Here is a 25,548-nt window from a genome sequence, read left to right as displayed (position 1 = left end):
GGCACATAACTTGCATAGTATAAAGTGAATGCTGATAGGGGGAATGGATATGAATCAGAAATTGTATGAACCGGCACGTCACTGGAAGGACATTGAGCTTTGGAAGGATGTACCTGAGGAAAAGTGGAACGACTGGATTTGGCAGCTGACGCATACCGTGAAAACGCTTGAGGATTTAGAAAAAATCGTAAACTTAACAGAAGAGGAACGAGAAGGGGTGAAGATTTCCACTAAAACCATTCCACTCAACATTACACCCTACTATGCCTCACTGATGAATCCAGACGATCCAAGATGTCCAATACGTATGCAATCTGTGCCAATTGCAGAAGAGCTTCATAAAACAAAATATGATCTGGAAGACCCGCTGCATGAAGATGAGGACTCACCTGTCCCGGGGCTCACGCACCGATATCCAGATCGTGTACTGTTTCTTGTGACAAATCAGTGCTCCATGTACTGCCGTTATTGTACGAGAAGACGTTTTTCCGGCCAGATTGGTATGGGTGTGCCGAAAAAGCAGTTAGATGCTGCAATTGGATATATTAGAGAAACACCTGAGGTGCGGGACGTGTTAATTTCTGGCGGAGATGGGCTGTTAATCAATGATCAAGTGCTTGAATACATTTTGAAAAACTTACGGGATATTCCGCACGTTGAAATCATTCGGATTGGAACCCGCGCGCCGGTTGTCTTTCCGCAGCGTATTACAGATGAGCTGTGCGAGATTTTGAAAAAATATCACCCAGTTTGGCTGAACACCCATTTCAATACAAGTATTGAAATCACAAAAGAAGCAAAAGAAGCGTGCGAACGTCTTGTGAATGCCGGTGTTCCTGTAGGGAATCAGGCCGTCATCCTTGCAGGTATTAATGACAGTGTGCCGATTATGAAGAAGCTGATGCACGATCTTGTGAAGATTCGGGTCAGACCATATTATATTTATCAATGTGATTTATCTGAGGGCATTGGCCACTTTAGAACGCCGGTATCAAAAGGGCTTGAAATCATTGAGGGTTTAAGAGGACATACGAGTGGTTATGCAGTACCAAGCTTTGTAGTAGATGCGCCAGGAGGCGGAGGGAAAATTGCTTTACAGCCAAATTATTTATTATCGCAAAGCCCTGACAAAGTCGTCCTTCGTAACTTTGAAGGTGTCATCACCTCTTATCCAGAACCAGAGCATTACGTCGCAGGCCAGGCAGATGCGTATTTTAATGAAATTTATGAAGAGAAACAAGAACCGGCAATTGGTATTACCGCACTATTAGAGGATGAAGCGAGATCGTTTACGCCTGAGAATTTAAGCCGAATGAAACGTAGAGAAGCATATGAGACAAATCCTGAGCACGACACACTTAAAAACAAACGTGAAAAACGAGATGAATTAAAAGAGAAGAAATATCAAGCGCAGCTCAAAAAAGAACAAACCGTAAAGGAGGAGAAATAGCCTTGCTGACATGTGATTGGTGTGAGGAAAATAAAGCAAATGCGGAGCAGACAACAGTCTATTGGGAACTGATCACGGGCACACAATCAATTGAAATCATCGAAACGCCGTCCATTTCCTGCACGCACTGCGGGATGACCTATCAAAAGGATGAGACGGTCAAAGAGATTGAAGATCAATTAATTTTAGTGGATCAGACAAAACTTCCAGAAAAAATCTCCTATGAAGAATTAATGAGCATGGAGCGGTTATTAAAGCGAAATTACTTTGACTTTTCATCATAAGTTGTACCTCCGCCTATACAAGTCATCAAATTGCTGTATAATATAACAACAAAATAGTGTGTCGCGGAGGGAAAAACAGGTGAAGTCGTTTTACCATTATTTAATGAAGTTCAGACATCCAAAACCGAAAGATGAAATCAGCCATTTCGCAAATGCTGCGTACGAGGATCACAGCTTTCCTAAAGCTTCCACAGATTATCATGAGCTGTGCGCTTATTTAGAATTAAATGGTGATTATTTAAGCTCAATGACAACATTTGACGAAGCGTTTGAGCAATACGAAGTAGAAGTCAAAAAAAAATAACACACAACCGCTTATCCGGATGGAGAAGCGGTTTTTTCATGAGAAATAAAATGGCGTTTTGCATGGTGTGGTTGCCCATGCAGAATTCCTTGCGCCGGCATACGATACGTTAAGACCAAAAGTCGGGCAAGGGGGAGACAGAATGAAGGCGAAAGCACCAAAATATCAAGTAGGGGATATTGTCGTCGTTGTCATGTACGGCACAGTCGGAACGATTACAAAAGTCCATCAAATTGACCAGCACTATTTATATGAGGTCAATCATAATGAGGTGCTTTATTTTGAAACATCACTTCAGCTTTACGATGAGTATAGCGGAGTGATTGTCGATACAGAAAAGCTGGACATTGAATATGAGTTCCTCATTGGCGATGTTGTATATGTAAAAGATTACGGAAAAGAGCTGTTTAAAATCATCGGTCATCGGACTGAAATTTGGCGCTACCTTGAAGATGGCTGGGAAGATGTCATTTACGAACTCACGAGGCTGAAAGACGGAGAGTGGCTGGAAACAGAAGAGGAAGATTTAACGCTTGTCCTAAGAAAATATGAGATGGACCAGTTTGTTCATCAGCTTCTTTTTGTGCATTACGTCGGAGAAACCTCAAAAGAGTTAGAAGAAGATATGGTCCAAACGGCTCTATTGCAGCTGGAAGAGAAACAAGAAAGCGAATCTTCACTTGAATTTCTGGCTGTATCTATAGTGGATGAGCTTCTTGATATTTATAACGATTATAAAATTCTCTATGAATTTTTCAAAGATCCAGAATATAAGGATATGATGGATTTTATTTTGGAAAGTTTACACGAACATTTTGGTTAAAGAAAGACTTGTCCTAACACGAATAAAAAATAAGGCACACAGAAAAATGCAATCACATAAAACCATCCCCTCAAGATACGGCCCATCACCTGATCAAAAGTTTCTCCATCTAATATGCTTAACCATTTCATTGCCTCAAGCCCCATTTCTTTTTGTTTACTGCATTTATATGTATGGAATGAGCCATTATGACAAACTGTAATAAAAAACAGCCGGCGTTCATACATCATAAAAAAGGAGGCGGAATGCAATGAAAGAAGCAGATTTGGTGATTGATACAGAGGAAATTGCGGAGTTCTTCTACGTGGAGCTGATCAAAAGAGGGTACATACCTGCTGAGCTTGAAACATTTGAGCTGGCCGACATTACATTTGAATATATGCTGAAAAAAGCAATGATAGTTGAAGAAGAGGCGTGGTAGGTACTATACTTTGAAGAGATTCTGAAGAGAGAGGGAGGGGAATCTTTCGCGTGTACATCCTATATCTTTTCATTTTATTTGGCGCCATTGCTGCGCTCATGGTATCTGGGGCTTTTCAAGATTTGGACAACCAGATCATCTTATGGTTTGAAAGCATCAGACTCCCTTTTTTAAATGATGTCATGCTGGCTTTGACGGACTTAGGCATCAGCGCGCTGCTCGTTCCAATCATGCTCATTTTTAGTGTGGTCTTGTTTATGTATAAGCGCTACTACTCTATCATGATGCTTTTTCTACTATATCTCACAGAAAAAACAATCAATCATGAATTAAAGGGGCTGTTTGCTAGAGAGCGTCCGGCCTTTGATCACCTTGTAGGTGAAACGTATTACAGCTTTCCGAGCGGACATTCGATGAATGCAGCCACCATATACCCTTTTATGGCTTATCTATTAGTTGAAATGATCCCATGGCTGAAAGAAAGACAAAAAATCGTCTATTTGATCACAGGGCTTTGCATTCTGGCCATTGGCATCAGCCGGATGTATATCGGGGTGCATTATTTGACAGATGTTGCAGGAGGCTTTGCGATAGGACTCGCTTTATTTCTCATTTGTAAAAAGATTGACGAAAGATTGCCTGTCATTCGACAAAAATAGAAGAAGGAAATTGACAGATCCCAGCCAATTTTATATAAAAGGGGAGGGATTTGAATGCAATTGACGTTGAGATTTTTTCAAAAGAAACCTTCAGCATTTCACTTAACCATTTATCAGACACCTGAATATGGCGCTGCAAGCGGGCATCTGCCTGTGTACCGGACAAAGATTGGCGGCAGAACACACCTTGATGTACTGGAAAAAGCATTCTCGACATTTAATGTACATGATACAGTCCCTAATGATTACAATGCGCGGTTTATCACAACAGGTGATATTGTTGTGATTGATGATAAGAAAAAGGGGAAGTGCTATTATCAGCTCTCTCCGGCAGGGTGGAAACGCAGTGAACGAATGATGACGATAAGTTAAATAGATGATTGATGATGCCAGCTTGAGATTCAGCTGGTATTTTCTTTTTTTAGCTCAATCGTTTATAATAAATAGGATAAAATACATAGTAAACGTAAGTGGAGGCTAAAAAATGAGTGTACATATTGGAGCAGAAAAAGGACAAATTGCAGAAACGGTATTGCTGCCAGGCGATCCGCTGCGTGCGAAATATATTGCAGATACATATTTAGAAGATGTTGAGTGCTATAACGAAGTGCGCGGAATGTATGGTTATACTGGAACCTATAAAGGAAAACGTGTTTCTGTACAGGGCACTGGGATGGGCGTACCGTCTATTTCGATTTATGTGAATGAACTCATTCAAAGCTATGATGTTCAAAACTTAATTCGCGTTGGATCTTGCGGAGCCATCAAAAGAGATGTCAATGTACGTGACGTCATTTTAGCCCAGACATCATCAACAGATTCACAAATGAATCGTGTGGCATTTGGACCGATTGATTATGCGCCATGCGCTGATTTTGGCCTGCTCAAGAAAGCCTACGACACGGCAGAAGCAAAAAATGTCGCTGTACGTGTCGGAAATGTATTTACAGCAGACCAATTTTACAATGAAAAACCACTTGAGCTCATGGCTCAATATGGTATCCTAGCGATCGAAATGGAGACAACCGCTCTTTATTCTCTTGCAGCAAAATTTGATCGAAAAGCGTTATCAATTTTGACTGTGAGTGATCACGTTCTAACAGGAGAAGAAACAACAGCTGAAGAGCGTCAAACAACGTTTGATGAAATGATCTTAATTGCGCTAGACTCCGTTTTATAATAGTATAAAGGGTGTGCTACAATGTAGCGCATCTTTATTTTTTTAGAAGAGCAAAAGGAAGGTATGTCATGAAGAAAAGCTACAAAATACTCTCAATCGCATCGATTCTTGGTTTGACAGCCGCGCTATCAGGCTGCCAGTTGCTGGATCAAAAAAGCGGTACATCTGACTCAAACAAAACAAACGAACAAAAAAACGCAGCAAGTTCATCTCCCCAGCACAACTCAAACGATAAGGCAGATTCATCGAATCAAGAGCTGACGTTAAAGAGTGAATATTTCAATGACATCAAGGTTGTGAGCGGTCTGAAAACCATTCAAAATCCTGAAAATGTGCTAGCACTTGTCAACAAAGAATATGCATTACCAGGAACCTATAAACCTTCTGATCTCGTTGTACCAAAAGTAGAATTCTCTTTTTCGGAAGATATTGAAAAGCGATATATCCGCAAAGAAGCAGCGGAAGCGCTTGAGAAGTTATTCAAAGGTGCAAAAAAGGAAAACTTCGAGCTTGCTGCAGTATCTGGCTATCGCTCCTATGACCGTCAAAAAGTCATTTTTGATAGTGAGGTCAAATTAAAAGGCAAAGAAAAAGCACAAGAAGCAGTCGCTTTACCAGGCGAAAGTGAACATCAAACAGGTTTAGCCATGGACATTTCCTCAAAAAGTGCCGGTTTTGAGATCTCTGAAAAGTTTGGTGAAACACCAGATGGCAAATGGGTGGCTAAAAACGCCTATAAATATGGCTTTATCATCCGTTATCCAAAAGGAAAAGAAGACATTACGAAATACGAATATGAGCCGTGGCATCTGCGCTATGTGGGAAAAGAAGCCGCAAAAGCGATGCATGATCATGATTTAACATTTGAAGAATACATGAACAAAGTAAAGAAAATCTAAACAAGTTAAAGGCCTCCCAGCTATTCGGGAGGCCTTCTCTTATTCTTCTTTTAAAAAAAGAACAATCCTGCTAATGCGAAGCCGGTAATGAAACCGAGGCCGATGCCATACGCTGCACCCCAGCCATAATATCCGCCCCAATAGCCAAAGCCAAAGCCTCCGCGAGACCCGCCGACTGGACGAATATAAACTTTACGGTTTGTCACACGCTCAATGCGTCCGACGTGTACTCTGCCATTACGGTCAGTGATTCTAGCGACTTTCCCCATGTGCTGCTGACAAAGCTTGTAGTAGCGCTCCATGTTTTTCCTCCTTATGACAAACTCTTTTCACTCTTATCCTATGCGAGAGACTTCATAGAGTTTGGACAAAACATATAGGAGATTCGCTCATTTTATACGGTACATTCAAATAGAATGTGACTTAGCTGCTTTCGGTGTGCTTGAATGAGATCGTAGTGTGTTTGCAGCGTTTCGTAAAGAGAAGGGGGTATGTGTTCAGATAATTCCATCTCTGTCGGCTCCTCCTGCCCCATATGTTCATCGAATGAGAGAATCTGAATGTCACGGAAGCCCGCTTCGGTTAACTGCTCCTTCCATTCTTCAAGCGACAAGAGCGAGTGGAAGCCGTAAAAATTCCGAACCGCTGCAAGCTCTTCAGGCGTAAGAGGGGCTTTTAACACAGCTTCATTTGCAATCAATTGGCTGCCAGGAGCAAGCACACGTTTGATCTCAGCTAGTGCATCACGCAGCTTGGTAAAGCTTAAAACAGATTCACTGATGAGTAGAGAGAACGCTTGATCTGGAAAGGGCAGCTGCTCAATGGATGCCTCTAAAGCACGGATCGGCAGTTCCTCCCGTTTGAATCGCAGGTTCGCCTTTTCAATCATCAATGGATGCGTATCAATGGCCTCCACCTGATAACCTATATTTCCTAAATAGGCGGCGGTCTGTCCTGTACCGCATCCAGCGTCAAGTATTCGTGCATGAGGCGGCAGTTTTATATGCTCAATCATCGTTTTTGTTAACTCAATTCCGCCAGGATGGGCACCTGATACGCCAAAATAAGCAAGCATTTCTACATAATCACTCATATAATCCCTTCTTTCCTTATCCTGTTCCTCTCTAAAGATTATGCAATAGAGGGGCAAATGGCTTATCTTTTCAAATAGAAGTTGATCCTTTGGTTGACGGATGAAGCATCGTCCTTGATAATAATGAAAGGAGATAAAGGTGGTGTTTTTTTGAAAAAACAAATGAAGTTCGTGGTAGCCATTCTGGTGACTGCTGCACTGTCCTCAGCGATTACATTTGTGATCACAAAACAAGGTGCTGTCAGCGTCTCAGGAGACGAGAAGTTTAGTAAACTCATGGCTGCGTATACGAAGGTAAAGGATGAGTATTACGAAAAAACGGATGATCAAAAACTAGTAGATGGTGCGATCCAAGGAATGATTGCATCACTTGATGATCCATACTCTACATATATGGATCAGGAGGAAGCCGAAGGATTTAACAATACCATTTCTTCTTCATTTGAAGGAATTGGTGCACAAGTAGAAGAGAAGGATGGACAAATTTTAATTGTCGCGCCGATTAAAGGCTCTCCTGCTGAAAAAGCTGGTTTGAAACCTCATGATCATATTTTAAAAGTGGATGGAAAAAGCACCAAAGGAATGTCGGTCAATAAAGCAGTCTCTCTCATTAGAGGGAAAAAAGGAACGGATGTTAAGCTGCATCTCAATCGTCAAGGAGTCGGTAATGTAGATGTGACCATCACAAGAGACACGATTCCGCTTGAAACGGTGTATGCAAAACTCACAAAAGACAAAATAGGAGAAATCCAAATTACGTCCTTTGCTGAAACCACATCGAAAGAGCTGGATAAAGCAATTGATGACCTCGAGAAAAAAGGGGCAAAAGGTTTTGTCATTGACCTGAGAGATAATCCAGGCGGCATCATGACAGAAGCCATTGAAATGAGCAATGACTTTATTGATAAAGGAAAAGTCATCATGCAGGTTGAAGAAAAAGGGAAGAAACAAGTGTACAAGGCTGAAAAAGAACGCAAAGTCCATCAGCCGGCAGTTGTCCTTGTAAATGGAGGATCAGCCAGCGCTGCTGAAATCATGGCGGCGGCTCTGCACCAATCTTCAGGCATTCAAATTGTGGGTGAAAAGACGTTTGGCAAAGGAACTGTTCAAAATGCGCAAAACTATAATGATGGTTCTAGTGTCAAGTTAACCATTGCAAAATGGCTGACACCAGACGGTTCTTGGATCCACAAAAAAGGTATCGAACCACAGGTCAAAGCAGCTCTTCCGAGTTATGCAAAGCTGCCTTACTTAAGCCCGAAAAAATCATATGAGCTAAATGACAATGGAGATGAAGTCAAAGCAGCTCAAAAAATGTTCCAAGCGCTTGGCTACAAAGCAAAAGCAAACGGTGAGTATGATCAAGCATTCCAGTCTATCGTCAAAAGCTTCCAAACAGACAACGATCTTAAATCAGACGGTATTCTGACAGGAGATACAACGACCGTTCTGATGACAAAGATCCAAGATAAGCTAAAGAACAACGATACACAAATGAAAAAAGCCATTGAAGTCTTGAAAAAAGAAATGAAATAAAAAAAGCAGTCCTCATCAGGGGACTGCTTTTTCTTATCCTTACACTTCGTTTGTGAGCGCTTCTGTTTTTTCATGATCCTTTTCAAATAGATCATTCATGACAGAATTGGATGTGACCTTGTTTTGGAAGAATGGATTCAAAATCAAGATGACGATGACGTTTGCTAGTAAACCAAGAAAACCTTCATAAAGGCCGAACGTGACTTGTGAGATATTCGCTGTAAAGGTAACGATGATTCCAATGAGTAACCCGGCAATCGTTGCTTCTCTCGATTGTTTTTTCCAGAATAAGCTGATGGCAATAGCTGGGAAGATTTGAACCATTCCTGAAACACCAATGAGCTGAAGCGTGACAAGTGCAGTTGGGAACAGCATCCCGAATAAAAGAGCGAGTCCGATGACGATAAACACCATCGAACGTGTAATGATGGTCAATCTTTTAGGTGACACATTCGGATGAATTAAGTCACGGTATAAATTATTGGCAAATAAATTCGATGCGCCAATGGCCATGATGGAGCATGGAATGAGGGAAGCCAGTGCAATCGTAGAATAGGCGAGTCCCTGCATCACGCCGCCATATGATGTTTGAATTAAATGAAGAAGAGCAAATCTCGGATTTGTATCTTCTGGTAAGACTAAAAAAGCAATAAATCCAAGGAAGATGACCAAAATCAATACAATATTATAAAGAGGCAAAAACATGCTGTTTTTACGGATGGCATCTGCGCTTTTGGCTGTAAAAACCCCAGTTGCTGCGTGTGCCCACATAAACAAAGCAAGAGCAGAAACGCCTGAAGCAGTAATAAACCATAAAATGCCTTTAGGACCGCCTTCAGGAATCGTTAGAAGCTGAGGTGCTTCTTTGGCTAACGTATTCATCATCGGTGTCCAGCCGTTAAAATGAATGATCGGCAGTGAAACGACCATAAACAGCATGATCACCCAAACGAGAATATCTTTAATAATGGCTGTATATGTAGGACCTTTAATACCACTGAAAAATGTATAAAGTGCGACTAAAATAAATGAAATAATAACAATTGCATTCACATTAATATAACTAGTTCCAGCGACAGTTAACGTATCTTGAATCCCGCTCAGCTGAAGACAAATATAAGGAATCAGCATAAGTACTCCAACAATCGCAATCAAACTGGATAACAGCTTGCTGTCAAACCGCTCACGTGCATAATCGGCAAGTGTTGTAAGGTTGTGATTTTTCGCAACAGTCCATAGTTTCGGTAAAAAGAAATAAGCAATAAAATAAGCTAGGACGGAATAAGGAATAGCGAAAAAAGCGACGCTTCCAGCTGTATAAGCTGTACTTGTAAGCCCTAAAAAGGTATAAGCTGTATATAAGTCTGCGCCAACGAGGAACCAGACGAGCAGTCCGCCAAATTTTCTTCCGCCGACAGACCATTCTTCTACTGACTGTCTTGATGATTTGTCACGACCAGCGGCAAATCCGATGACCACGACGATGAGAATAATACTTGCAGTAATCAATAAAGCTGTTAAATTTCCTTGCATTAGTCAGTTCCTCCATTTGAATGTTGCATCTTATAAATGATAAATGTGCAAATTGGTGTGAGTACAATCCATAGCAAGAGCCAGAAGTGGAAAAAGGGCAGGCCGATGACAAATGGATGAATGCGATTTGCAAAAGGCAGCAATGCGAGCTGTCCGATGAATGGAATCGCGATAAGTAGTGCCAGCATCAATTTTTTGTTCATGATTTCCTCCTGAATATTTTGTAATTTCATAATAATAGCAGTTGTCAGATTAGATCACAAGACCATTTTCAGAAAAAACAATCATTTTGGTGAATATCATACTAATATAACGCTTTCATTCTTGTCAAAGGAGAAAGAGTGAAGATGTAAAGAGGGGGAAGGTGAAAGAAAGTATGTAGAAATAATATTTAAAGCAAATAAAAAAGCCCCAGCATAAAGGCTGAGGCTTTTCCAATTTTTAAAGGAAATCAGATACTTCTTCGATGTCGAAACGATTGCTTTTATGAGCTTCTTTCGCTGCTTTACCAACTGAAATCAGCATAACCGGCTCGTAGCGGCCGCTTACATTGAATTCTTTGATGTACGCGTCTTTACTGAAACCACCCATTGCACATGTATCATAGCCCATTGCTTTTGCCGCAATCATTAATTGCATAGCAGCTAATGAAGCATTTGAATACGCTGCTTCGCGTGCATATTGCTCGCTTTGGTATGCGCCATTGATTTGAGTCATCAATGTTTCTTTAATGTCTTCAGTAATGAAGCCTTGTTCTGCCAGTTCACTGTAGATTTTTTCGCCATTTTGGTTAGCTTCAAGGTCACCTAGAACTGCAATAACAGCTGATGCCTGTGATACTTGCTTTTGGTTGTAAGCGATTGGAAGTAATTTTGCTTTTGCTTCAGCACTATGGAAAACAGTGAAATGCCAATGCTGAAGGTTCCAAGCAGATGGTGCTTTTGTTGTGATTTCAAGAAGCTCTGTTAACTCTTCTTTTGTCATTTCATGAGAAGTATCATACTCTTTTACTGAAGCTCTTTGTTTTAAGATATCAATTGTTTTTTGATCGGTCGCCATATGGATATTTCCTCCCGTTTTTGCAAATAATATGATACAATAACTAAAAAGTGAGAAACTTACTTATTGTAACTAGAGATAGTTTAAATTGTACACCGTTAGTTTGTCAAACAATCATGAAAAGAAAGGCTGAAATTTATGGAATTTCAATTATGTCCACACATTCAGCAAGCTTTTTTACTCCTAGGCAAAAGGTGGAACGGTCTCATTATACATGTATTGCTTGATGGACCAAAGCGTTTTAAAGACCTCACAGACACGATCCCGTCGATCAGTCAAAAAATGCTCGCAGAGCGTTTAAAAGAGCTCGAGCAAGAAGGGATTATAGAGCGGACCGTCCTGCCTGAGACGCCTGTCAAAGTCATTTACAGTTTAACTGAAAAAGGGAATGCGTTACATGATGTGTTTCATGAGGTATCTCGGTGGGCAGGGGAGTATACAGACTCTCACGGGAAAAAGGAGCAAGCCTAGTTTCAGGTTTGCCCAAACATTTTGACTCCTGATGAATATGCTGATGTTAGGCACATGACAAAGGAGGAGAAATGCATGTACCCTCATACTCCGTATTTTCGAGGCGGCGCCCCTGGCATTCCGCCATATGAATCCAGAGTCCCTTTGTTTTTTGGTTTTGGCGCTCCTTTAGTCGGCGGACTGCTTGGCGGATTTCTAGGAAGTGCGATTTTTAATTATCCCCGTCCATATTACCCGCCGCCACCACCGCCTGCTCCACCACCTTATGGCGGCGGATATCCACCATATTATTAAGAAAAAAGAGTAAGCCTGCTTCCGTTCTTAAAGCAGGCTTTTTATAATGGAATATCAATTTCAGAAATTCCTGGATCATCATGCTTTAAAAACATAATTTCCAATATACCATCTTGATACGACGCCTTCGTTCCTTTTCGTTTCACAGCAGCAGGGAGGACGACTTTCTTCTGCGTCCCTTCTTCAGGAAAATGATCAATAAACAGCAGATTGGCTGTATGTTTGATTTTGACTTTTTCTGTGTTCGGACGAGCAATTTCAATTTTGACAAACACATGATCAGTCGTCTCGAACACTTCGACTTCTGGCTCTTTTTCTTTTTCGACATCAGTTTCTCTCGTTTTTTGATTTTGAGAAAGGGGGTCCTGAAATGGGAACTGAGCAGGATAATTGGAGCCGAATACACTTTCCATGACTTGATTGACATACTGCTCAACGTCTTTAGGATCTGAATTCTTTAAGGCTTCTTTTGAGAACTGCTTTTGAAAAGGGAATAATCGGTTCCAGTCGAACATGCGAATCATCCTTTCTAAATGCCCTGAATTAGTATATGCCCATTCGCCTGCGTGCGTGCTATAATATACGTTAGATTTAGAAAGGGATGGTTACATTGAACGAACAGCAATCAAAAGGTGTTCTCTACACGGCAGCATCTTTTACACTCTGGGGTTTATTCCCGTTATATTGGAAGCTGATGGAACATATTTCGTCAGGCGAAATTTTAGCACACAGAATTTTATGGTCATTTGTGTTTATGTGCGGTATTCTTTTGTATTTAAAACAAGTCCGCCCAGCGATGCAGACAGTAAAGGGTCTCATACTGGATGGTAAAGCATTTTTTTCATTACTTTTATCTGCTATTTTAATTTCAGTCAACTGGTATGTCTACATTTGGGCAGTCAATCATGGTCTTATGCTAGAAGCAAGTTTAGGGTATTATATTAATCCGCTTGTATCCGTTCTATTAGGGATTATTTTCTTAAAAGAACGACTAAATAAATGGCAAACCATTGCCATTCTTATTGCCGCATTTGGGGTGATCCTTTCAACAGTTCAATACGGGTCATTTCCTGTCGTTGCTTTCTTATTAGCCCTTAGCTTCGGCTTTTATGGTTTGATCAAAAAAAGGATGAGCTTCACGAGCGCGATTGGTTTGACGATTGAAACGCTGCTTCTCGCACCGGCTGCACTTGTGTACTTATTATTTTTCTTAAAAGAACCTGTGGTGACTATGAATCCTAACAGCTTCGGGTCGCTCGGTCTCTTATTTTTTGCAGGCGTTTTTACAGCCGTGCCGCTTCTTTTATTCTCAGAAGGCGCAAAAAGAATTCCACTTTATCAAGTGGGCATTTTGCAATACATTGCACCGACAATTACGCTGTTTTTAGGGCTGTTTGTCTATCACGAACACTTATCCGCAGCTAAAATTGTGACGTTCCTTTGTATTTGGGTGGCGATTTTACTGTTTACCACCTCTCAATTACGCATGAAAAAAACAGCGAATTCTCATTAAGCCAAACGAGCAGTTTGCTTTTTTTTGCAGGCGGATCATGTCATAATAAGTTGTTAACAAAACTGTAGAGGTGATCATATGTCGTCAGCTCATGAGCTTGCAGCCGCCTATCAATCTTTATGGAAAAATCGTCAGCTTGATGTTGATGATATGTCTTCTTTACACGAGGCCATATGTGATGATTTACTTGATGCACGAACACATCCGCGGGCGAGGAAATCCTTACACCAAAAGTATGTGCTTGCTGTGGAGAGAATTTTAGAAAGTGAGCTTAAGCATGATCATCAGCTGCAGCTGATCAGCTTACATACGAAAAAGCTGCGAGAATTAATTCAAAATGAAGGAAGGAACCACTCATGAAACCAATTCAAACGGAAGATGTCACAACACATCTTGAATCGTTTTTAAATCGTCCAGTCTTCGTTCATCTTGAAACGACAACTGGTTCTTATTCAGCTCATGTAAATGAACAAAATATGACGGTTGTGGCGTATATCCGCAACGCGAAAGTCGTCTATTCACAGGCGAAAATAAAAGGACAAGGTCCATACCGTGTTGGAATGAAAACAGAAGATGGCTGGATTTACGCAGAAGGATTAACCGATTATGTGTTTGATGACCAAGGCCGCCTGCTATTAGCTGGACACTTGCCAGACGGCAAACTAGCGATCTCATTACAAATTAGTGAAACACCATTTCAGGTGTAGAAGAAAGGGTGACAAGTCATGAACGAACATGTACTAGTGATGCTGCCTCACCCCGATGATGAATCCTTTGGGGTTGCTGGTCTCATTGCACAAAGCAGAAAACGGGGAATTCCCGTCACATATGCATGCGGGACACTTGGGGAAATGGGCAGAAATATGGGAAGCCCAACATATGCTAACCGTGAAACACTTCCTGAATTAAGAAAACAGGAATTAATCAATGCCTGCAAAGAAATGGATATCACTGACTTACGTATGCTTGGACTGCGTGATAAAACATTGGAATTTGAAGACGACGAGTATTTGGCAGATGTGATGGAAACCATCATTGATGAAGTCAAACCGACACTCATTGTGACGTTTTATCCAGGACACGGTGTACACCCTGATCATGATGCGACAGGTGAAGCTGTGATTCGTGCTCTATACCGCAAGAAAAAAGAAGACCGTCCTGTCACATACTGCATGGCCATTACGAAAAATAGAGAAGAAGTACTTGGACATGCGGATATTGTGATTGATATTACAGATGTGGCAGATATCAAATTAAATGCACTGAGAGCGCATAGAACGCAAACAGAGGGCATGCTGAGAGAGCTTGAACAAAAGCTGAAAAATAAAGAACCAGTCGTCCAAAAATGGTTTGATGAAGAAATTTTCTGGACGTATCAATGGAATGATTAAACAAAAAAGCAGCTGATCTATGTCAGCTGCTTTTTTGTGTTGTATTTAGTGATTCGATACATGCCTGAGTTGACGTTTTTGAATCAACTTAAGACGGATAAAGAGGACGATGGCACCTGCGGCAAGTCCGGCAATCAGTCCGATCCAATAACCAAACGCCCCAAATGAGGTATATGTGCCAATGAGATAACCGGCAGGAAGACCGATGACCCAGTAAGAGACAAAAGCAGCAATGAGCGTATAATTCACATCTTTATAGCCGCGCAGAGCCCCTTGAATGGGTGCAGCAATCGCATCTGACAGCTGGAAAAAGATCGCGTAAATCAAAAAGTGCTGTGTCATTTGTAAAACAGCTGATTCAGCTGTATATAAACCAGCGATCTCTGGTCTGAATAACAAGATGAGGGCGGCCGTACATAATGAGAATAAAACCGCCGTTCCAATGCCGATATAGCTGTAGCTTTGCGCGTCTTTATACCTCTTAGCCCCCGCTTCAAACCCAACAACGATCGTTAACGCCATTGAGATGCTAAGCGGTAAAATATAAAGAATAGAAGCAAAGTTCATCGCTGCTTGGTGACTGGCGATTGTAATGGTATCAAAGTGACCCATTAATAGCGTCACTGCTGCAAAGATACTCGTTTCAAAAAAGATCGCAAACCCGATAGGAAGGCCAATTTTCAGTATTTGCCCTATACGGGAGATATTCATTCGAGGCAGTTTTTGAAACAAACGAAATGAGGCAAATGGTTCTGCTTTAATGACAATACAAATACTCATGATGAAAATCGCCCAATACGTCATTGCAGATGCAAGACCGGCACCCGCACCGCCAAGCTTTGGAAAGCCCAAATTCCCAAAAATAAATACGTAATTTAAAACAAAGTTAATAGGAAGTGCTGTGAGCGTGATGAACATTGTCACACGTGTTTTCCCTAATGCATCAATAAATGACCGTAGCACCGAATAACCAAACAGCGGGAGGATGCCAAAAGCAAGAAAGCTGAGAAAATGCCGGGCAATATCCTCTACAGAGTGCTCGAGTCCAAGTCCTCCTAGTATGTAAGGAACGCTGATCGTACCAATCACAATCACAGCGATACTTAAAAGAAAGGACAAATAGATCGCCTGAAAGACAGCCCGGGGAACATCTTCTTTATGCCCAGCGCCCATCAGCTGAGCCACAATCGGAGTAACGGCCATCAAAATCCCGGCAAGTCCCGTATAAACAGGTGTCCAAATACTAGAACCGATCGCAACACCCGCAAGGTCTTCTGCACTCACTTTTCCAGACATCACCGTATCTAAAAAGGTAATAAGCGAAAGACCTGCTTGGGTAATTAAAATCGGAATCAAAATGGTTAAAAATAGTGTCAGCTTTGCTCGAATGCTATTCGTTTCTCTCATTATAAGTTCCTCTCTGAACAGAAATAACGAGAGGAATTATATCATGCTATGTAAAAAAATCAATTCTCCGTCGGATTATTTTTCTTAGATGGCTTCGTTTTTTTAAACATTTGGGCATAAATAAAAGAAAGACTGACAACACCTAAAATGCTGCAAGCATATTGAATGATTTTCTGAATGGTCATATTAAGCTCACCTCCATACAAATAGAATGTGCAAAATTTGCTATTTTATAACAACAAGCGAAAGAAGGAGGGAAAAGATCAGATGATCCATCGGACGAACGAAGAAGTGATATTTAAAGCCGGGATGAGAACACATTTGATGAACATTATGAAGGATGCAAGTGACATCATTGATTCTCTTGATGAAACAGAGCAGTGTTTACTTTGTGATCTCGAAGCATTGCATGATCAGTTTAATGAAATGCATGCAGAGGCTTCGTCGTTTTATTTACAAGCGTATATGAAAGAATTCACACCAGGATTTGCTCAATTTTCTTTAGCCATTGAGAATTTATCAAAACAAAAGCATGGAGCACTCATTGTGATTCAAAGACGCGATGAGGTTGAGGATTTTATTCAAAAAGGGACAAACCTTCATGCGAAAATTAGTGCTTCCTTAATAGAAAGCATTTTCTATCCGGGAAATCCACTGCATGACGGTGCTCTTTTAGTCAAAGAAAATACACTTGTCTCTGCTGCAAATGTGCTGCCGCTTACATCGAAAAAAGTGAGTCCTTCGCTTGGCACAAGGCACAGGGCAGCGATCGGACTCTCTGGTATGACCGATGCACTTGTTCTTGTCGTGTCAGAAGAAACGGGAAAAATGTCGTTTGCGAAAGAAGGCGTGCTTTATCCGCTTACCGTAAAAGATCCGGAAATAAGAAAATAATAACGAACGCTGCATTCTTCATTCGGAAGGATGCTTTTTTATTTGCGGAGAAAAATCAGCCAATTAAGTAAAAAGTCATTTGATACAGAAAAATTTGTCATGTAGAATAGAACTATGAAACTAGCAGCGTGCTTGTTTTGACAAATTTCTAAACGTCAACTTAAAAATTCCTTAAAAAATGTTTATAAATACAACAAACAGCCGATAGAAACGATATGGCTTTGTTTTAGCATTTTGAGTTGGCTGCTTTAGCCTATTTGTTATTGCCCAACGTCTTCATGTCGAGTAATATAATAGAAATAAAGATAAAATAGTGCAAGAGAAGCAGAACCATTAAATGCTAAACTCAAAACTAGTACATAAGTCTTATTGAACAAAATCATGAAAGGCGGAGATTCCTCTATGAAGAAAAAAGTAGTAACCGGCCTCACAGTTTCAGCGATCGCTGGCTCAGCTGTGTTTGCTGCACCGGCAGAAGCACAGACGATCAAGGTGAAAAGCGGTGACTCACTTTGGAAGATTGCCGAACAGTACAATACAAGTATTTCGGAGCTTCAATCTCTTAATCAATTAAAAACGACAATGATTTTTGCAGGACAAAGCTTGAAAATTCCTGGCGAAAAAAGCAAGAAATCCAGTTCATCAACAGGGTCAAAAGCAACGAAATCAAGTGCTTCAAAGACTTCCAGCTATACTGTAAAGCTTGGCGATTCTTTATGGCTGATTGCAAAAAATCATAAAATGTCAGTTGCGAGCTTAAAAAGCCTAAACAGCTTAAACAGCGACCTGATTCGTCCTGGTCAAAAGCTAAAGGTATCTGGCAGCACGAAGACGAGCGGAAACCAGTCATCAAATTCAAACTCATCTTCAAATTCCAGCTCAAGCAATAAGACAACGAATTCAAATAGTTCATCATCAAGTACATACAAGGTTAAATTAGGGGATTCACTTTGGAAAATTGCGAATTCGCTAAATATGTCGATTGGTGAAATCAAAACATTGAACGGATTAAAATCTGATATGATTTATCCGAATCAAGTATTGAAAGTAAAAGGGACGGCTGCATCAAAACCAAGTCAGCCGAAACCTACTAAACCAAGCAATTCAAACAGTAACCAGTCTTCTAGCGGGAAAACAACATCTTATACTGTAAAATCAGGTGATTCGTTATGGAAAATTGCGAATCAATTCAAAGTACAGGTTCAATCAATCCGCACAGCCAACAACTTAAAAAGTGATGTGCTTAGAATTGGACAAGTATTAAAAATCAATGGTGCAGCTTCCGGTTCAACTGGATCGAATGGTTCTACGTCTAACGGTTCAACAAAGCCAGTCGACAATAACAAAAATGATGTACCAATGAATGCAAAGATCACGACAATGATTCAAGAGGGGAAAAAGCTGACAGGCGTTCCTTACAGATGGGGCGGTAATACACCAGCAGGATTTGACTGCAGCGGCTTTGTTTACTATCTCATTAACAAAGTTTCATCTGTATCCAGATTAAGCACAGCTGGCTACTGGAATATGATGACTCCTGTAAGCACACCACAAGTTGGAGATTTTGTTTATTTTACAACGTACAAAGCAGGCCCTTCTCATATGGGACTATACCTTGGCGGAGGAGATTTCCTTCATGCAAGTGACAATGGAGTAGGAATCTCGAACTTAAGCAACCCATATTGGAAAAAAGCCTACTTAGGTGCAAAACGCTTCTTCTAAAAAAAGCCGATTTTCGGCTTTTTTTGTTTGCCAGCTGCTGTGATTGTCCATACTGATAACAAAAGGGGGCAGTCATAAATGAAAAAGTCAGTGTGGATGATCATGATATGTTTGATCTTTACCGCATCAGCATGTCATGCACCGCCGAAAAAAGAAACGACAGAAGAAACAAGCGAAGTTTCAGCACCTAAACAAGCACCAGTCACGACGCCACTCATAAACGAAAGCGGGCAAAAAATAGGAAGCATTGAAATAAGAGAGTCCTCAGAAAATGGGCTGGATCTGCATGTGAAAGCGAAAGGGCTGCTGCCAGGTCCTCACGGTTTTCATATTCATGAAACAGGAATATGTGAAACGCCAGATTTTGAAACAGCAGGAGCTCACTTTAATCCAACCCATAGAGAGCATGGTTTTGACAATCCAAAGGGGCACCATGCTGGAGATATGCCTAATTTAGAGGTAGGAGCAGATGGACAAATTGATGTGGTTGTGAACGTACCAGATGTGACGTTAAAGGGAGGCCCGAATCAATTAATCGGTCAAAATGGGCGAAGCTTTATCATTCATGCAGAAGCAGATGATTACTTAAGTAACCCTTCTGGTAACTCAGGGAAACGTATCGCTTGCGGAGCGATAACAAAAGAAATGGCAAAATAACAGAAGTCTAACCTTTATGTATTGAGTGCATAAAGGTTTTTTTAGTATACTTGGTGAGGAAAATGATCGAAGAGAGGAATTAATCATACATGTTTAACGAACAATCACTCCCAGAAGAAATTCAAGCAATGATTAAAGCAAAAGCAAAAGTGCTGGAAGAAGAATTTCGTCCACTTATTGGAACAGGCGGCTATGAATCACAGGATACTTCTATCATTCAAGATGCCATGATTGCATTAGCACTAGGAAAAAACGTTCTTTTAAAGGGACCGACCGGCTCAGGTAAAACCAAACTAGCAGAAACATTATCCGCTTTCTTTCAGCAGCCGATGCACAGTGTGAACTGCTCGGTTGATCTTGATGCTGAAAGCTTGATTGGCTATAAAACCATCCACAATGATGGTCAGGTGGCTTCGATTGAATTCATTGAAGGACCTGTGACAAAAGCAATGAAAAAAGGCCATCTTTTATATATTGATGAAATCAACATGGCGAAGCCAGAAACACTGCCTATTTTAAATGGTGTACTCGATTACAGAAAAATGATGACAAACCCATTTACAGGTGAGGTTGTTAAAGCAGAAGAAGGCTTTGGGGTCATTGCGGCAATCAATGAAGGATATGTCGGCACAGTGCCTCTAAATGAAGCGTTAAAAAACCGTTTTGTGGTCATTGACGTTCCATATATCGGCGGCGGTATCCTGAAAGATGTACTGCAATCTCAATCTGTTTTAAAGGATGAGCGGTTAATTGATCAATTCGTTCAGCTCTCATCAGACCTTATTACACAAGCTCATAACGGACAGGTGAGTGAAGAAGCAGCATCCATCCGCGCGCTTCTAGATACTTGTGATCTTGCGCAATACATCCCGCCGCTTCGTGCCGTTGAACGAGGCATTGTTGAAAAGCTGGAAGATGACCGGGAAAAAGCAGCGGTAAGAAATATCGCCCAAACATTATTCGAGTGAGGTTCTAACTTTTGAAATTCATCAAATTTAATGACAGCAGAATCGATTCATTTTTATTTATGGAATTAACGGATTTAGCCAAAACGTTAGCAAAAAGTGATGATGTCGAGCTTGAATACGGTGTGCAGTCCTACTATGAACCGTTTGAAAAGAAAATTTTCATCAGTCATTTTTGGGATGATCGTAAACAAGAAGATATGCTAGCAGGGCTGAAAAGTGATGTGTTCCTTCGTGCAGTAGGCACGGTTTATAGTGATCTTACGGTATTTCAGGAGATCATTCGCTTTGCTCATACATTATCCATTCCTGATGTATGTAAACAATTGTTTATGCTGTTTGAAGATATCCGGATTGAAGAGCGGATTAAGCATGACCGCCCTGGAACAAAAAAGGTATTTAAACGAAGAAGAGAGCTGTACCGGCGTCACTTTAAGACACAATTAACGATTAACCAAGAACGAAGTATTTTAACAGATGCACTCTTTTGTGCGATTTATGTGAAGCTGACAGCTGATTCTCCGCTCGAAGAGATTCCGCCTCTTCATGAGCAGATCAACCCGATGATTCCGTTTATTGAGTCAAGTCTTGAACGTGTATATGATGCGGGTTCAACAGCAGACATCGCAGCTATTGTCAAAGAATTGATGGAAGGGTTCGATGAACTGCTTGAAAAGGATATGCTGAATACGTACTTTTTCTTCCCTGAATTGGACTATGAACAAGCGGCAAAAGAACCGCTGTTCCATGACTTAAAAAGAAAACCTACATTAAGTGAGGACATCAAAGTCGACCGAGAAAAAGAAGGCGATGAAGACATTCACCAAGAGTATATGGAAGTGTGGCATCGAGAAACCGAAGCGCCATCCAAAAGCTTCCTTCAATTTGATTTAGAGCACGGCGGTAAAAGTGATCTTGGTAAGGATGCGGCAAGAGAAGGTGATGACGGAGATCAGGCACTCGGAACTGTCCAAGGCTCTGCAAAGCAAACACACCGAAAAGATTATTCAAAGCTTGAAGCGCTGGAAGAGGCTGAAGGTGAAGAAAGCGGAGCAGATGGTCATGAGAATGGAAAAGAAAACAAATATGCGTTTCCAGTCATGATTTCACCAGATCCTCCTAAGCCAGAACAAATCGATGCATATAAGCAGCATGCGAAGGAAATTGAGCCTTATCAGAAACGCTTAAAGCAAATGATCCAAAAAACACTTGAACATAAAAAATCATGGCCTAAAACAGACCTTCATGCAGGACGTCTCAGCAAAAAGCTGATTCGCTACTTTACAGAGTCTAACCCGCGTCTTTTCTATAAAAAACAGGCACCGTCTTCTCAGATTGATGCTGTTTTCACCTTATTAGTAGACTGTTCAGCGAGCATGTTTGACAAGATGGATGAGACGAAAAAAGGCATTGTTCTCTTTCATGAAGCGTTAAAATCCGTGCAAGTCCCACATCAAATTGTTGGGTTTTGGGAAGATACAAACGACGCAACAGAAACAAGTCAGCCAAACTACTTCAACACAGTTGTGTCGTTCAAAGATTCTCTATTTGACGCAGGGCCTTCTATTATGTCTCTTGAGCCAGAAGAGGATAACCGGGATGGCTATGCGATCCGCCAAATGACAAAGATGATTTTAAAGCGAAGAGAAGAGCAAAAGTTTCTGATTGTCTTTTCAGACGGAGAGCCAGCTGCGTTCAGCTACGAACAAAATGGGATTGTCGATACACATGAAGCAGTTCTTGAAGCGAGGAAAAAGGGCATTGAGGTGATCAATGTGTTTTTATCCAATTCGCCGATAGAAGAAGCACAGATGAAAACCATTCAAGATATGTATGGCAAGTTCAGCATTTTTGTACCAGATGTCGATACATTGCCAGATGTTTTATATCCATTACTGAAGAAACTGCTGCATAAAAGCATTGGGGCATAAGGTTTTGCCCCTTTCTTCAAATTATTTTTCGGAATGATTTAAATTTTTTGTTTTTCTGTGAATTTTTTATCTTTAATTGAACAAAGAATGTAGAAAGTAATCCAAAACAGTGGTAGAATATTATTGGAAGCGTTTTATTACATAAATTTGGTCATTGTGTTCTGGAAGTTATATCGAGATAGTGTTCAATCACTTGATGATCAAAGTTGGGGGTAGTGTTCAAAATGTTTCAAAATGATGTGAAACAACCGTTGAGTTGGGAAGAATTTCATGGTCCGAACCTCGGCTATGTGCTCGAGCTCTACGATCAGTATGTCCAGGATCCTACTAGTGTTGATGAAGATCTAAGAGGCATATTTGATGAACTTGGTGCACCACCGAGTGAAATGAAGGAGGAAATTGGGAAAAAAGAAAATAGCGTAGTTACTTCTGAACAAATCCAAAAGATAGCATCAGTCGTTAAACTGGCAGAAGACATCAGAACGTATGGCCATTTAAATGCTTCCGTCAATCCTCTTCGCAAAGAAAAGGAATTACAAGAGCTGTTTCCTTTAAAGGAGTACGGTTTAACAGAAGAAGATGTCAAGAATATTCCGATATCTATTATTAGTCCGGATGCACCAAAACACATTTCAAACGGCATAGAAGCCATTAACCATTTGAGAAATACGTATAAACGTACCATTTCATTTGAGTTTGATCACGTGCATGACTTCGAAGAGCGAAACTGGCTCTCAAAATCAATTGAATCTGGTGAACTATTTAAGAAAAAACCAGCAGATAAATTAGTTTCTGTTTTCAAGAGATTAACAGAAGTTGAGCAGTTCGAGCAGTTTCTTCATAAAACATTTGTTGGGCAAAAGCGCTTCTCTATAGAAGGTTTAGACGCACTTGTCCCAGTACTTGATGAAATTATTTCAGAGTCTGTTACACAAGGGACTTCAAATATTAACATTGGAATGGCACACAGAGGCCGTTTAAATGTATTAGCACATGTGTTAGGAAAGCCATATGAGATCATTTTCTCAGAATTCCAGCATGCGCCAAATAAAGAGCTCGTTCCATCAGAAGGCTCTATTGGCATCAGCTACGGATGGACAGGGGATGTTAAGTACCATCTTGGAGCTGACCGTCAAATCAAAGACGAAGATACAAAGAGTGCGAGAGTTACGCTTGCTAATAACCCAAGTCACTTGGAGTTCATTGATCCAATCATTGAAGGAAGCACGCGTGCCGCTCAGGAATCACGTACTCAAAAAGGCTATCCAGTTCAAGACGTTGAAAAAGCGTTAGCCATCTTAATTCATGGGGATGCAGCATTCCCTGGAGAAGGAATTGTGGCAGAAACATTAAATTTAAGCCAACTTGTAGGCTATCAAGTAGGCGGAACCATCCATATTATTGCCAACAATATGATCGGGTTTACAACAGAAAGCAATGAATCCCGCTCGACGAAATATGCAAGTGACCTTGCAAAAGGATTTGAGATTCCTATTGTTCATGTCAATGCAGATGATCCAGAAGCGTGTTTAGCGGCTGTTCAGCTAGCAGTAGAATACCGCAAACGCTTCAAGAAGGATTTCCTTATTGACTTGATTGGTTACCGCAGATACGGTCATAACGAAATGGATGAGCCTTCTACAACTCAGCCAATGCTGTACGATGCGGTTAGAAAGCACAAAACGGTCAAGAATATCTTTGCAGATAAACTTGTCTCAGAAGGTCTTTTGACAAAAGAGCAGCGTGAAGAAATCGAGCAGGCTGTGACGGCAAAAATAGAAGAAGCTTATAAAAAGGTGCCTTCAAAGAAAGAGCATACGATTCAAGAAATCGAGCTGCCAGAGCCTGTATCAAACGGCTTCCCAGCAGTGGATACATCAGTAGAATTTGATGTACTCAGAAAGCTGAATGAAGAATTGATCAGCTGGCCGAATGATTTCCAAGTATTTGGTAAGCTGAAGCGGATCCTTGAAAAACGTGCAAAAGTGTTTACAGATGACCGTAAAGTAGAATGGTCACTTGGGGAAGCACTCGCATTTGCATCTATATTAAAAGACGGTACGCCAATTCGAATGACCGGACAGGATTCAGAGCGTGGTACTTTTGCTCAAAGAAACCTTGTTCTTCACGACAGTCAAACGGGAGATGAGTTTATTGCTCTTCATGAACTAAGTGATGCGAATGCATCGTTTACAGTTCATAACAGTCCACTGTCAGAAGGCTCAGTCATCGGGTTTGAATATGGTTATAATGTCTATTCTCCTGAAACGTTAGTGATTTGGGAAGCTCAATTCGGAGACTTCGCAAATGCGGCTCAAGTGTATTTCGATCAATTTATCTCAGCTGGCCGTGCAAAATGGGGACAAAAATCAGGTTTAGTCATGCTGCTGCCGCATGGATATGAAGGACAAGGTCCTGAGCATTCAAGTGGAAGAACAGAGCGCTTCCTGCAATCAGCTGCTGAGAATAACTGGACAGTTGCGAACCTCACAAGTGCAGCGCAATATTTCCATATTCTTAGAAGACAGGCGAAAATGCTGCTTCGTGAAGAGATTCGTCCGCTTGTCATTATGACACCGAAGAGTCTGCTTCGTAACCCGAACACATTGTCTGAAGTCCAAGAATTAACAGATGGACAGTTCCGTCCAGTTCTTGAACAGCCAGGTCTTGTACATGATCACGAAAAAGTATCGCGTCTTGTGCTATCTAGCGGGAAGGTATCCATTGATATTAGTGATCGTTTTACTCAAATGGAAGAGCCGAAAGATTGGCTTCACGTTGCAAGAGTGGAACAGCTATATCCGTTCCCAGCCAAAGATATTAAAGGAATTTTAACAAAGCTGACAAACTTAGAAGAAATCGTATGGGTGCAAGAAGAACCGCAAAATATGGGAGCTTGGGGATACATTGAGCCATATTTACGTGAAATTGCACCTGAAAAAGTAAAAGTACGTTACATCGGCCGAAGAAGACGTTCAAGTACGGCTGAGGGTGATCCAACTGTGCATAAAAAAGAACAAGAACGAATTGTATCTGATAGCTTGACTCGCAAAAACTAAGGG

The 25,548-nt window shown here is 41.0% G+C and carries 30 protein-coding genes; 22 read left to right on the top strand and 8 right to left on the bottom strand.

All coding sequences use genetic code 11. The features are described 5' to 3' along the window. The first annotated feature begins 49 nt into the window (after window positions 1-49). From ablA to MHB69_RS09710, 9 genes are all read left to right on the top strand, one after another. Window positions 50-1,450 carry a lysine 2,3-aminomutase gene (ablA, locus tag MHB69_RS09750; RefSeq protein ID WP_034280543.1) on the top strand — a complete coding sequence of 467 codons (1,401 nt, stop codon included), beginning with the start codon at window positions 50-52 and terminating at the stop codon, window positions 1,448-1,450. Between the two features lie 2 nt (window positions 1,451-1,452). Further along, window positions 1,453-1,734 (top strand): YokU family protein, encoded by a 282-nt coding sequence (locus MHB69_RS09745; protein ID WP_012010281.1) that lies wholly within the window; start codon window positions 1,453-1,455, stop codon window positions 1,732-1,734. Between the two features lie 79 nt (window positions 1,735-1,813). Then, the gene (locus MHB69_RS09740) at window positions 1,814-2,038 is read left to right on the top strand and encodes a YozE family protein (RefSeq protein ID WP_024422709.1); all 225 of its coding nucleotides are present in this window, start codon (window positions 1,814-1,816) and stop codon (window positions 2,036-2,038) included. Window positions 2,039-2,180: 142 nt separating this feature from the next. Beyond that, window positions 2,181-2,861 carry a hypothetical protein gene (locus MHB69_RS09735; RefSeq protein ID WP_024422708.1) on the top strand — a complete coding sequence of 227 codons (681 nt, stop codon included), beginning with the start codon at window positions 2,181-2,183 and terminating at the stop codon, window positions 2,859-2,861. A gap of 250 nt (window positions 2,862-3,111) precedes the next feature. Next, a complete protein-coding gene (locus MHB69_RS09730; RefSeq protein ID WP_065214722.1) occupies window positions 3,112-3,282 on the top strand; it encodes a YozD family protein in 171 nt (56 codons plus the stop codon). Window positions 3,283-3,332: 50 nt separating this feature from the next. Further along, window positions 3,333-3,941 (top strand): phosphatase PAP2 family protein, encoded by a 609-nt coding sequence (locus MHB69_RS09725; protein WP_046311514.1) that lies wholly within the window; start codon window positions 3,333-3,335, stop codon window positions 3,939-3,941. A gap of 54 nt (window positions 3,942-3,995) precedes the next feature. Next, window positions 3,996-4,313 carry a hypothetical protein gene (locus MHB69_RS09720; protein WP_034280548.1) on the top strand — a complete coding sequence of 106 codons (318 nt, stop codon included), beginning with the start codon at window positions 3,996-3,998 and terminating at the stop codon, window positions 4,311-4,313. Window positions 4,314-4,425: 112 nt separating this feature from the next. Continuing rightward, a complete protein-coding gene (gene deoD / locus MHB69_RS09715) occupies window positions 4,426-5,121 on the top strand; it encodes a purine-nucleoside phosphorylase (protein ID WP_012010274.1) in 696 nt (231 codons plus the stop codon). A 68-nt stretch (window positions 5,122-5,189) separates the two neighbouring features. Beyond that, window positions 5,190-6,020 (top strand): M15 family metallopeptidase, encoded by an 831-nt coding sequence (locus MHB69_RS09710; RefSeq protein WP_046311511.1) that lies wholly within the window; start codon window positions 5,190-5,192, stop codon window positions 6,018-6,020. Between the two features lie 50 nt (window positions 6,021-6,070). Here the strand turns inward: MHB69_RS09710 and MHB69_RS09705 are convergent, their stop codons facing one another. After that, complete coding sequence (locus MHB69_RS09705; RefSeq protein ID WP_024422704.1) at window positions 6,071-6,322, bottom strand: hypothetical protein; 252 nt, start codon at window positions 6,320-6,322, stop codon at window positions 6,071-6,073. A gap of 92 nt (window positions 6,323-6,414) precedes the next feature. Then, window positions 6,415-7,113, bottom strand: coding sequence for a class I SAM-dependent methyltransferase (locus MHB69_RS09700; protein ID WP_041117718.1), 699 nt, complete (start codon window positions 7,111-7,113; stop codon window positions 6,415-6,417). Between the two features lie 150 nt (window positions 7,114-7,263). Between MHB69_RS09700 and MHB69_RS09695 the strand changes: the two genes are divergently transcribed. Then, the gene (locus MHB69_RS09695; protein ID WP_041117716.1) at window positions 7,264-8,649 is read left to right on the top strand and encodes a S41 family peptidase; all 1,386 of its coding nucleotides are present in this window, start codon (window positions 7,264-7,266) and stop codon (window positions 8,647-8,649) included. A 39-nt stretch (window positions 8,650-8,688) separates the two neighbouring features. On the opposite strand, the gene MHB69_RS09690 is transcribed toward MHB69_RS09695, so the two are convergent. The 3 genes from MHB69_RS09690 to MHB69_RS09680 form a co-directional block, all read right to left on the bottom strand. Continuing rightward, window positions 8,689-10,182 (bottom strand): sodium:solute symporter, encoded by a 1,494-nt coding sequence (locus tag MHB69_RS09690; protein ID WP_342495520.1) that lies wholly within the window; start codon window positions 10,180-10,182, stop codon window positions 8,689-8,691. Beyond that, entirely contained in the window at window positions 10,182-10,385 is a 204-nt protein-coding gene (locus tag MHB69_RS09685) for a DUF3311 domain-containing protein (RefSeq protein WP_024422700.1), read from the bottom strand. Before MHB69_RS09685 ends, MHB69_RS09690 begins: the two co-directional genes overlap by 1 nt. 238 nt (window positions 10,386-10,623) lie before the next feature. Further along, window positions 10,624-11,241 (bottom strand): nitroreductase family protein, encoded by a 618-nt coding sequence (locus MHB69_RS09680; protein WP_024428323.1) that lies wholly within the window; start codon window positions 11,239-11,241, stop codon window positions 10,624-10,626. 138 nt (window positions 11,242-11,379) lie between these two features. On the opposite strand from MHB69_RS09680, the gene MHB69_RS09675 reads away from it, so the two are divergent. Then, a complete protein-coding gene (locus tag MHB69_RS09675; protein WP_024428324.1) occupies window positions 11,380-11,712 on the top strand; it encodes a winged helix-turn-helix transcriptional regulator in 333 nt (110 codons plus the stop codon). Between the two features lie 75 nt (window positions 11,713-11,787). After that, entirely contained in the window at window positions 11,788-12,006 is a 219-nt protein-coding gene (locus MHB69_RS09670) for a hypothetical protein (protein WP_024422697.1), read from the top strand. 41 nt (window positions 12,007-12,047) lie between these two features. Here MHB69_RS09670 and MHB69_RS09665 read toward each other — a convergent pair whose 3' ends face one another. Further along, window positions 12,048-12,521 carry an Hsp20/alpha crystallin family protein gene (locus tag MHB69_RS09665; protein WP_034280567.1) on the bottom strand — a complete coding sequence of 158 codons (474 nt, stop codon included), beginning with the start codon at window positions 12,519-12,521 and terminating at the stop codon, window positions 12,048-12,050. 86 nt (window positions 12,522-12,607) lie between these two features. On the opposite strand from MHB69_RS09665, the gene rarD reads away from it, so the two are divergent. The 4 genes from rarD to bshB2 all read left to right on the top strand — a co-directional run bounded on the left by rarD (window position 12,608) and on the right by bshB2 (window position 14,910). Continuing rightward, window positions 12,608-13,519 carry an EamA family transporter RarD gene (gene rarD / locus MHB69_RS09660; RefSeq protein WP_029705997.1) on the top strand — a complete coding sequence of 304 codons (912 nt, stop codon included), beginning with the start codon at window positions 12,608-12,610 and terminating at the stop codon, window positions 13,517-13,519. 78 nt (window positions 13,520-13,597) lie between these two features. Continuing rightward, window positions 13,598-13,879 carry a hypothetical protein gene (locus MHB69_RS09655; RefSeq protein WP_024428326.1) on the top strand — a complete coding sequence of 94 codons (282 nt, stop codon included), beginning with the start codon at window positions 13,598-13,600 and terminating at the stop codon, window positions 13,877-13,879. Then, complete coding sequence (locus tag MHB69_RS09650) at window positions 13,876-14,226, top strand: YojF family protein (RefSeq protein ID WP_024428327.1); 351 nt, start codon at window positions 13,876-13,878, stop codon at window positions 14,224-14,226. The genes MHB69_RS09655 and MHB69_RS09650 overlap by 4 nt, the downstream gene beginning before the upstream one ends. Window positions 14,227-14,244: 18 nt before the next feature. Beyond that, the gene (gene bshB2 / locus MHB69_RS09645; protein WP_024422693.1) at window positions 14,245-14,910 is read left to right on the top strand and encodes a bacillithiol biosynthesis deacetylase BshB2; all 666 of its coding nucleotides are present in this window, start codon (window positions 14,245-14,247) and stop codon (window positions 14,908-14,910) included. Between the two features lie 45 nt (window positions 14,911-14,955). On the opposite strand, the gene MHB69_RS09640 is transcribed toward bshB2, so the two are convergent. Further along, window positions 14,956-16,317 carry an MATE family efflux transporter gene (locus MHB69_RS09640; protein WP_024428329.1) on the bottom strand — a complete coding sequence of 454 codons (1,362 nt, stop codon included), beginning with the start codon at window positions 16,315-16,317 and terminating at the stop codon, window positions 14,956-14,958. Window positions 16,318-16,376: 59 nt separating this feature from the next. Then, window positions 16,377-16,502: a hypothetical protein gene (locus tag MHB69_RS09635; protein WP_008359993.1), complete on the bottom strand. Its 126-nt coding sequence runs from the start codon at window positions 16,500-16,502 to the stop codon at window positions 16,377-16,379. Between the two features lie 82 nt (window positions 16,503-16,584). Between MHB69_RS09635 and cdaS the strand changes: the two genes are divergently transcribed. The 6 genes from cdaS to sucA all read left to right on the top strand — a co-directional run bounded on the left by cdaS (window position 16,585) and on the right by sucA (window position 25,545). After that, entirely contained in the window at window positions 16,585-17,211 is a 627-nt protein-coding gene (gene cdaS, locus MHB69_RS09630) for a sporulation-specific diadenylate cyclase CdaS (RefSeq protein WP_061109251.1), read from the top strand. 402 nt (window positions 17,212-17,613) lie between these two features. Beyond that, window positions 17,614-18,933, top strand: a complete 1,320-nt coding sequence (locus tag MHB69_RS09625) for a peptidoglycan endopeptidase (protein ID WP_041117706.1) — start codon at window positions 17,614-17,616, stop codon at window positions 18,931-18,933. A 78-nt stretch (window positions 18,934-19,011) separates the two neighbouring features. Then, window positions 19,012-19,590: a superoxide dismutase family protein gene (locus tag MHB69_RS09620; RefSeq protein WP_342495519.1), complete on the top strand. Its 579-nt coding sequence runs from the start codon at window positions 19,012-19,014 to the stop codon at window positions 19,588-19,590. An 89-nt stretch (window positions 19,591-19,679) separates the two neighbouring features. Continuing rightward, on the top strand, window positions 19,680-20,558 hold the full coding sequence (locus tag MHB69_RS09615; protein WP_034280579.1) for a MoxR family ATPase: 879 nt from the start codon (window positions 19,680-19,682) through the stop codon (window positions 20,556-20,558). Window positions 20,559-20,569: 11 nt separating this feature from the next. After that, the gene (locus MHB69_RS09610; protein WP_041109486.1) at window positions 20,570-22,486 is read left to right on the top strand and encodes a VWA domain-containing protein; all 1,917 of its coding nucleotides are present in this window, start codon (window positions 20,570-20,572) and stop codon (window positions 22,484-22,486) included. Between the two features lie 224 nt (window positions 22,487-22,710). Beyond that, window positions 22,711-25,545: a 2-oxoglutarate dehydrogenase E1 component gene (gene sucA / locus MHB69_RS09605; protein WP_034280582.1), complete on the top strand. Its 2,835-nt coding sequence runs from the start codon at window positions 22,711-22,713 to the stop codon at window positions 25,543-25,545. Window positions 25,546-25,548: the final 3 nt, after the last annotated feature.

Source organism: Bacillus sp. FSL K6-0994 (assembly GCF_038630815.1).
Classification (GTDB): domain Bacteria; phylum Bacillota; class Bacilli; order Bacillales; family Bacillaceae; genus Bacillus; species Bacillus safensis.
This window is presented reverse-complemented; position numbering and strand designations above follow the sequence as displayed.

Coding starts and splice junctions, on each gene's coding strand:
- sucA (WP_034280582.1), top strand. CDS start 22,711: ATGTTTCAAAATGATGTGAAACAACCGTTGAGTTGGGAAGAATTTCAT.
- MHB69_RS09620 (WP_342495519.1), top strand. CDS start 19,012: ATGAAAAAGTCAGTGTGGATGATCATGATATGTTTGATCTTTACCGCA.
- MHB69_RS09670 (WP_024422697.1), top strand. CDS start 11,788: ATGTACCCTCATACTCCGTATTTTCGAGGCGGCGCCCCTGGCATTCCG.
- MHB69_RS09710 (WP_046311511.1), top strand. CDS start 5,190: ATGAAGAAAAGCTACAAAATACTCTCAATCGCATCGATTCTTGGTTTG.
- MHB69_RS09640 (WP_024428329.1), bottom strand. CDS start 16,317: ATGAGAGAAACGAATAGCATTCGAGCAAAGCTGACACTATTTTTAACC.
- MHB69_RS09705 (WP_024422704.1), bottom strand. CDS start 6,322: ATGGAGCGCTACTACAAGCTTTGTCAGCAGCACATGGGGAAAGTCGCT.
- MHB69_RS09690 (WP_342495520.1), bottom strand. CDS start 10,182: ATGCAAGGAAATTTAACAGCTTTATTGATTACTGCAAGTATTATTCTC.
- MHB69_RS09625 (WP_041117706.1), top strand. CDS start 17,614: ATGAAGAAAAAAGTAGTAACCGGCCTCACAGTTTCAGCGATCGCTGGC.
- MHB69_RS09675 (WP_024428324.1), top strand. CDS start 11,380: ATGGAATTTCAATTATGTCCACACATTCAGCAAGCTTTTTTACTCCTA.
- deoD (WP_012010274.1), top strand. CDS start 4,426: ATGAGTGTACATATTGGAGCAGAAAAAGGACAAATTGCAGAAACGGTA.
- MHB69_RS09730 (WP_065214722.1), top strand. CDS start 3,112: ATGAAAGAAGCAGATTTGGTGATTGATACAGAGGAAATTGCGGAGTTC.
- MHB69_RS09665 (WP_034280567.1), bottom strand. CDS start 12,521: ATGTTCGACTGGAACCGATTATTCCCTTTTCAAAAGCAGTTCTCAAAA.
- MHB69_RS09680 (WP_024428323.1), bottom strand. CDS start 11,241: ATGGCGACCGATCAAAAAACAATTGATATCTTAAAACAAAGAGCTTCA.
- ablA (WP_034280543.1), top strand. CDS start 50: ATGAATCAGAAATTGTATGAACCGGCACGTCACTGGAAGGACATTGAG.
- MHB69_RS09615 (WP_034280579.1), top strand. CDS start 19,680: ATGTTTAACGAACAATCACTCCCAGAAGAAATTCAAGCAATGATTAAA.
- cdaS (WP_061109251.1), top strand. CDS start 16,585: ATGATCCATCGGACGAACGAAGAAGTGATATTTAAAGCCGGGATGAGA.
- MHB69_RS09635 (WP_008359993.1), bottom strand. CDS start 16,502: ATGACCATTCAGAAAATCATTCAATATGCTTGCAGCATTTTAGGTGTT.
- MHB69_RS09655 (WP_024428326.1), top strand. CDS start 13,598: ATGTCGTCAGCTCATGAGCTTGCAGCCGCCTATCAATCTTTATGGAAA.
- MHB69_RS09720 (WP_034280548.1), top strand. CDS start 3,996: ATGCAATTGACGTTGAGATTTTTTCAAAAGAAACCTTCAGCATTTCAC.
- MHB69_RS09650 (WP_024428327.1), top strand. CDS start 13,876: ATGAAACCAATTCAAACGGAAGATGTCACAACACATCTTGAATCGTTT.
- MHB69_RS09685 (WP_024422700.1), bottom strand. CDS start 10,385: ATGAACAAAAAATTGATGCTGGCACTACTTATCGCGATTCCATTCATC.
- MHB69_RS09700 (WP_041117718.1), bottom strand. CDS start 7,113: ATGAGTGATTATGTAGAAATGCTTGCTTATTTTGGCGTATCAGGTGCC.
- rarD (WP_029705997.1), top strand. CDS start 12,608: ATGGTTACATTGAACGAACAGCAATCAAAAGGTGTTCTCTACACGGCA.
- bshB2 (WP_024422693.1), top strand. CDS start 14,245: ATGAACGAACATGTACTAGTGATGCTGCCTCACCCCGATGATGAATCC.
- MHB69_RS09735 (WP_024422708.1), top strand. CDS start 2,181: ATGAAGGCGAAAGCACCAAAATATCAAGTAGGGGATATTGTCGTCGTT.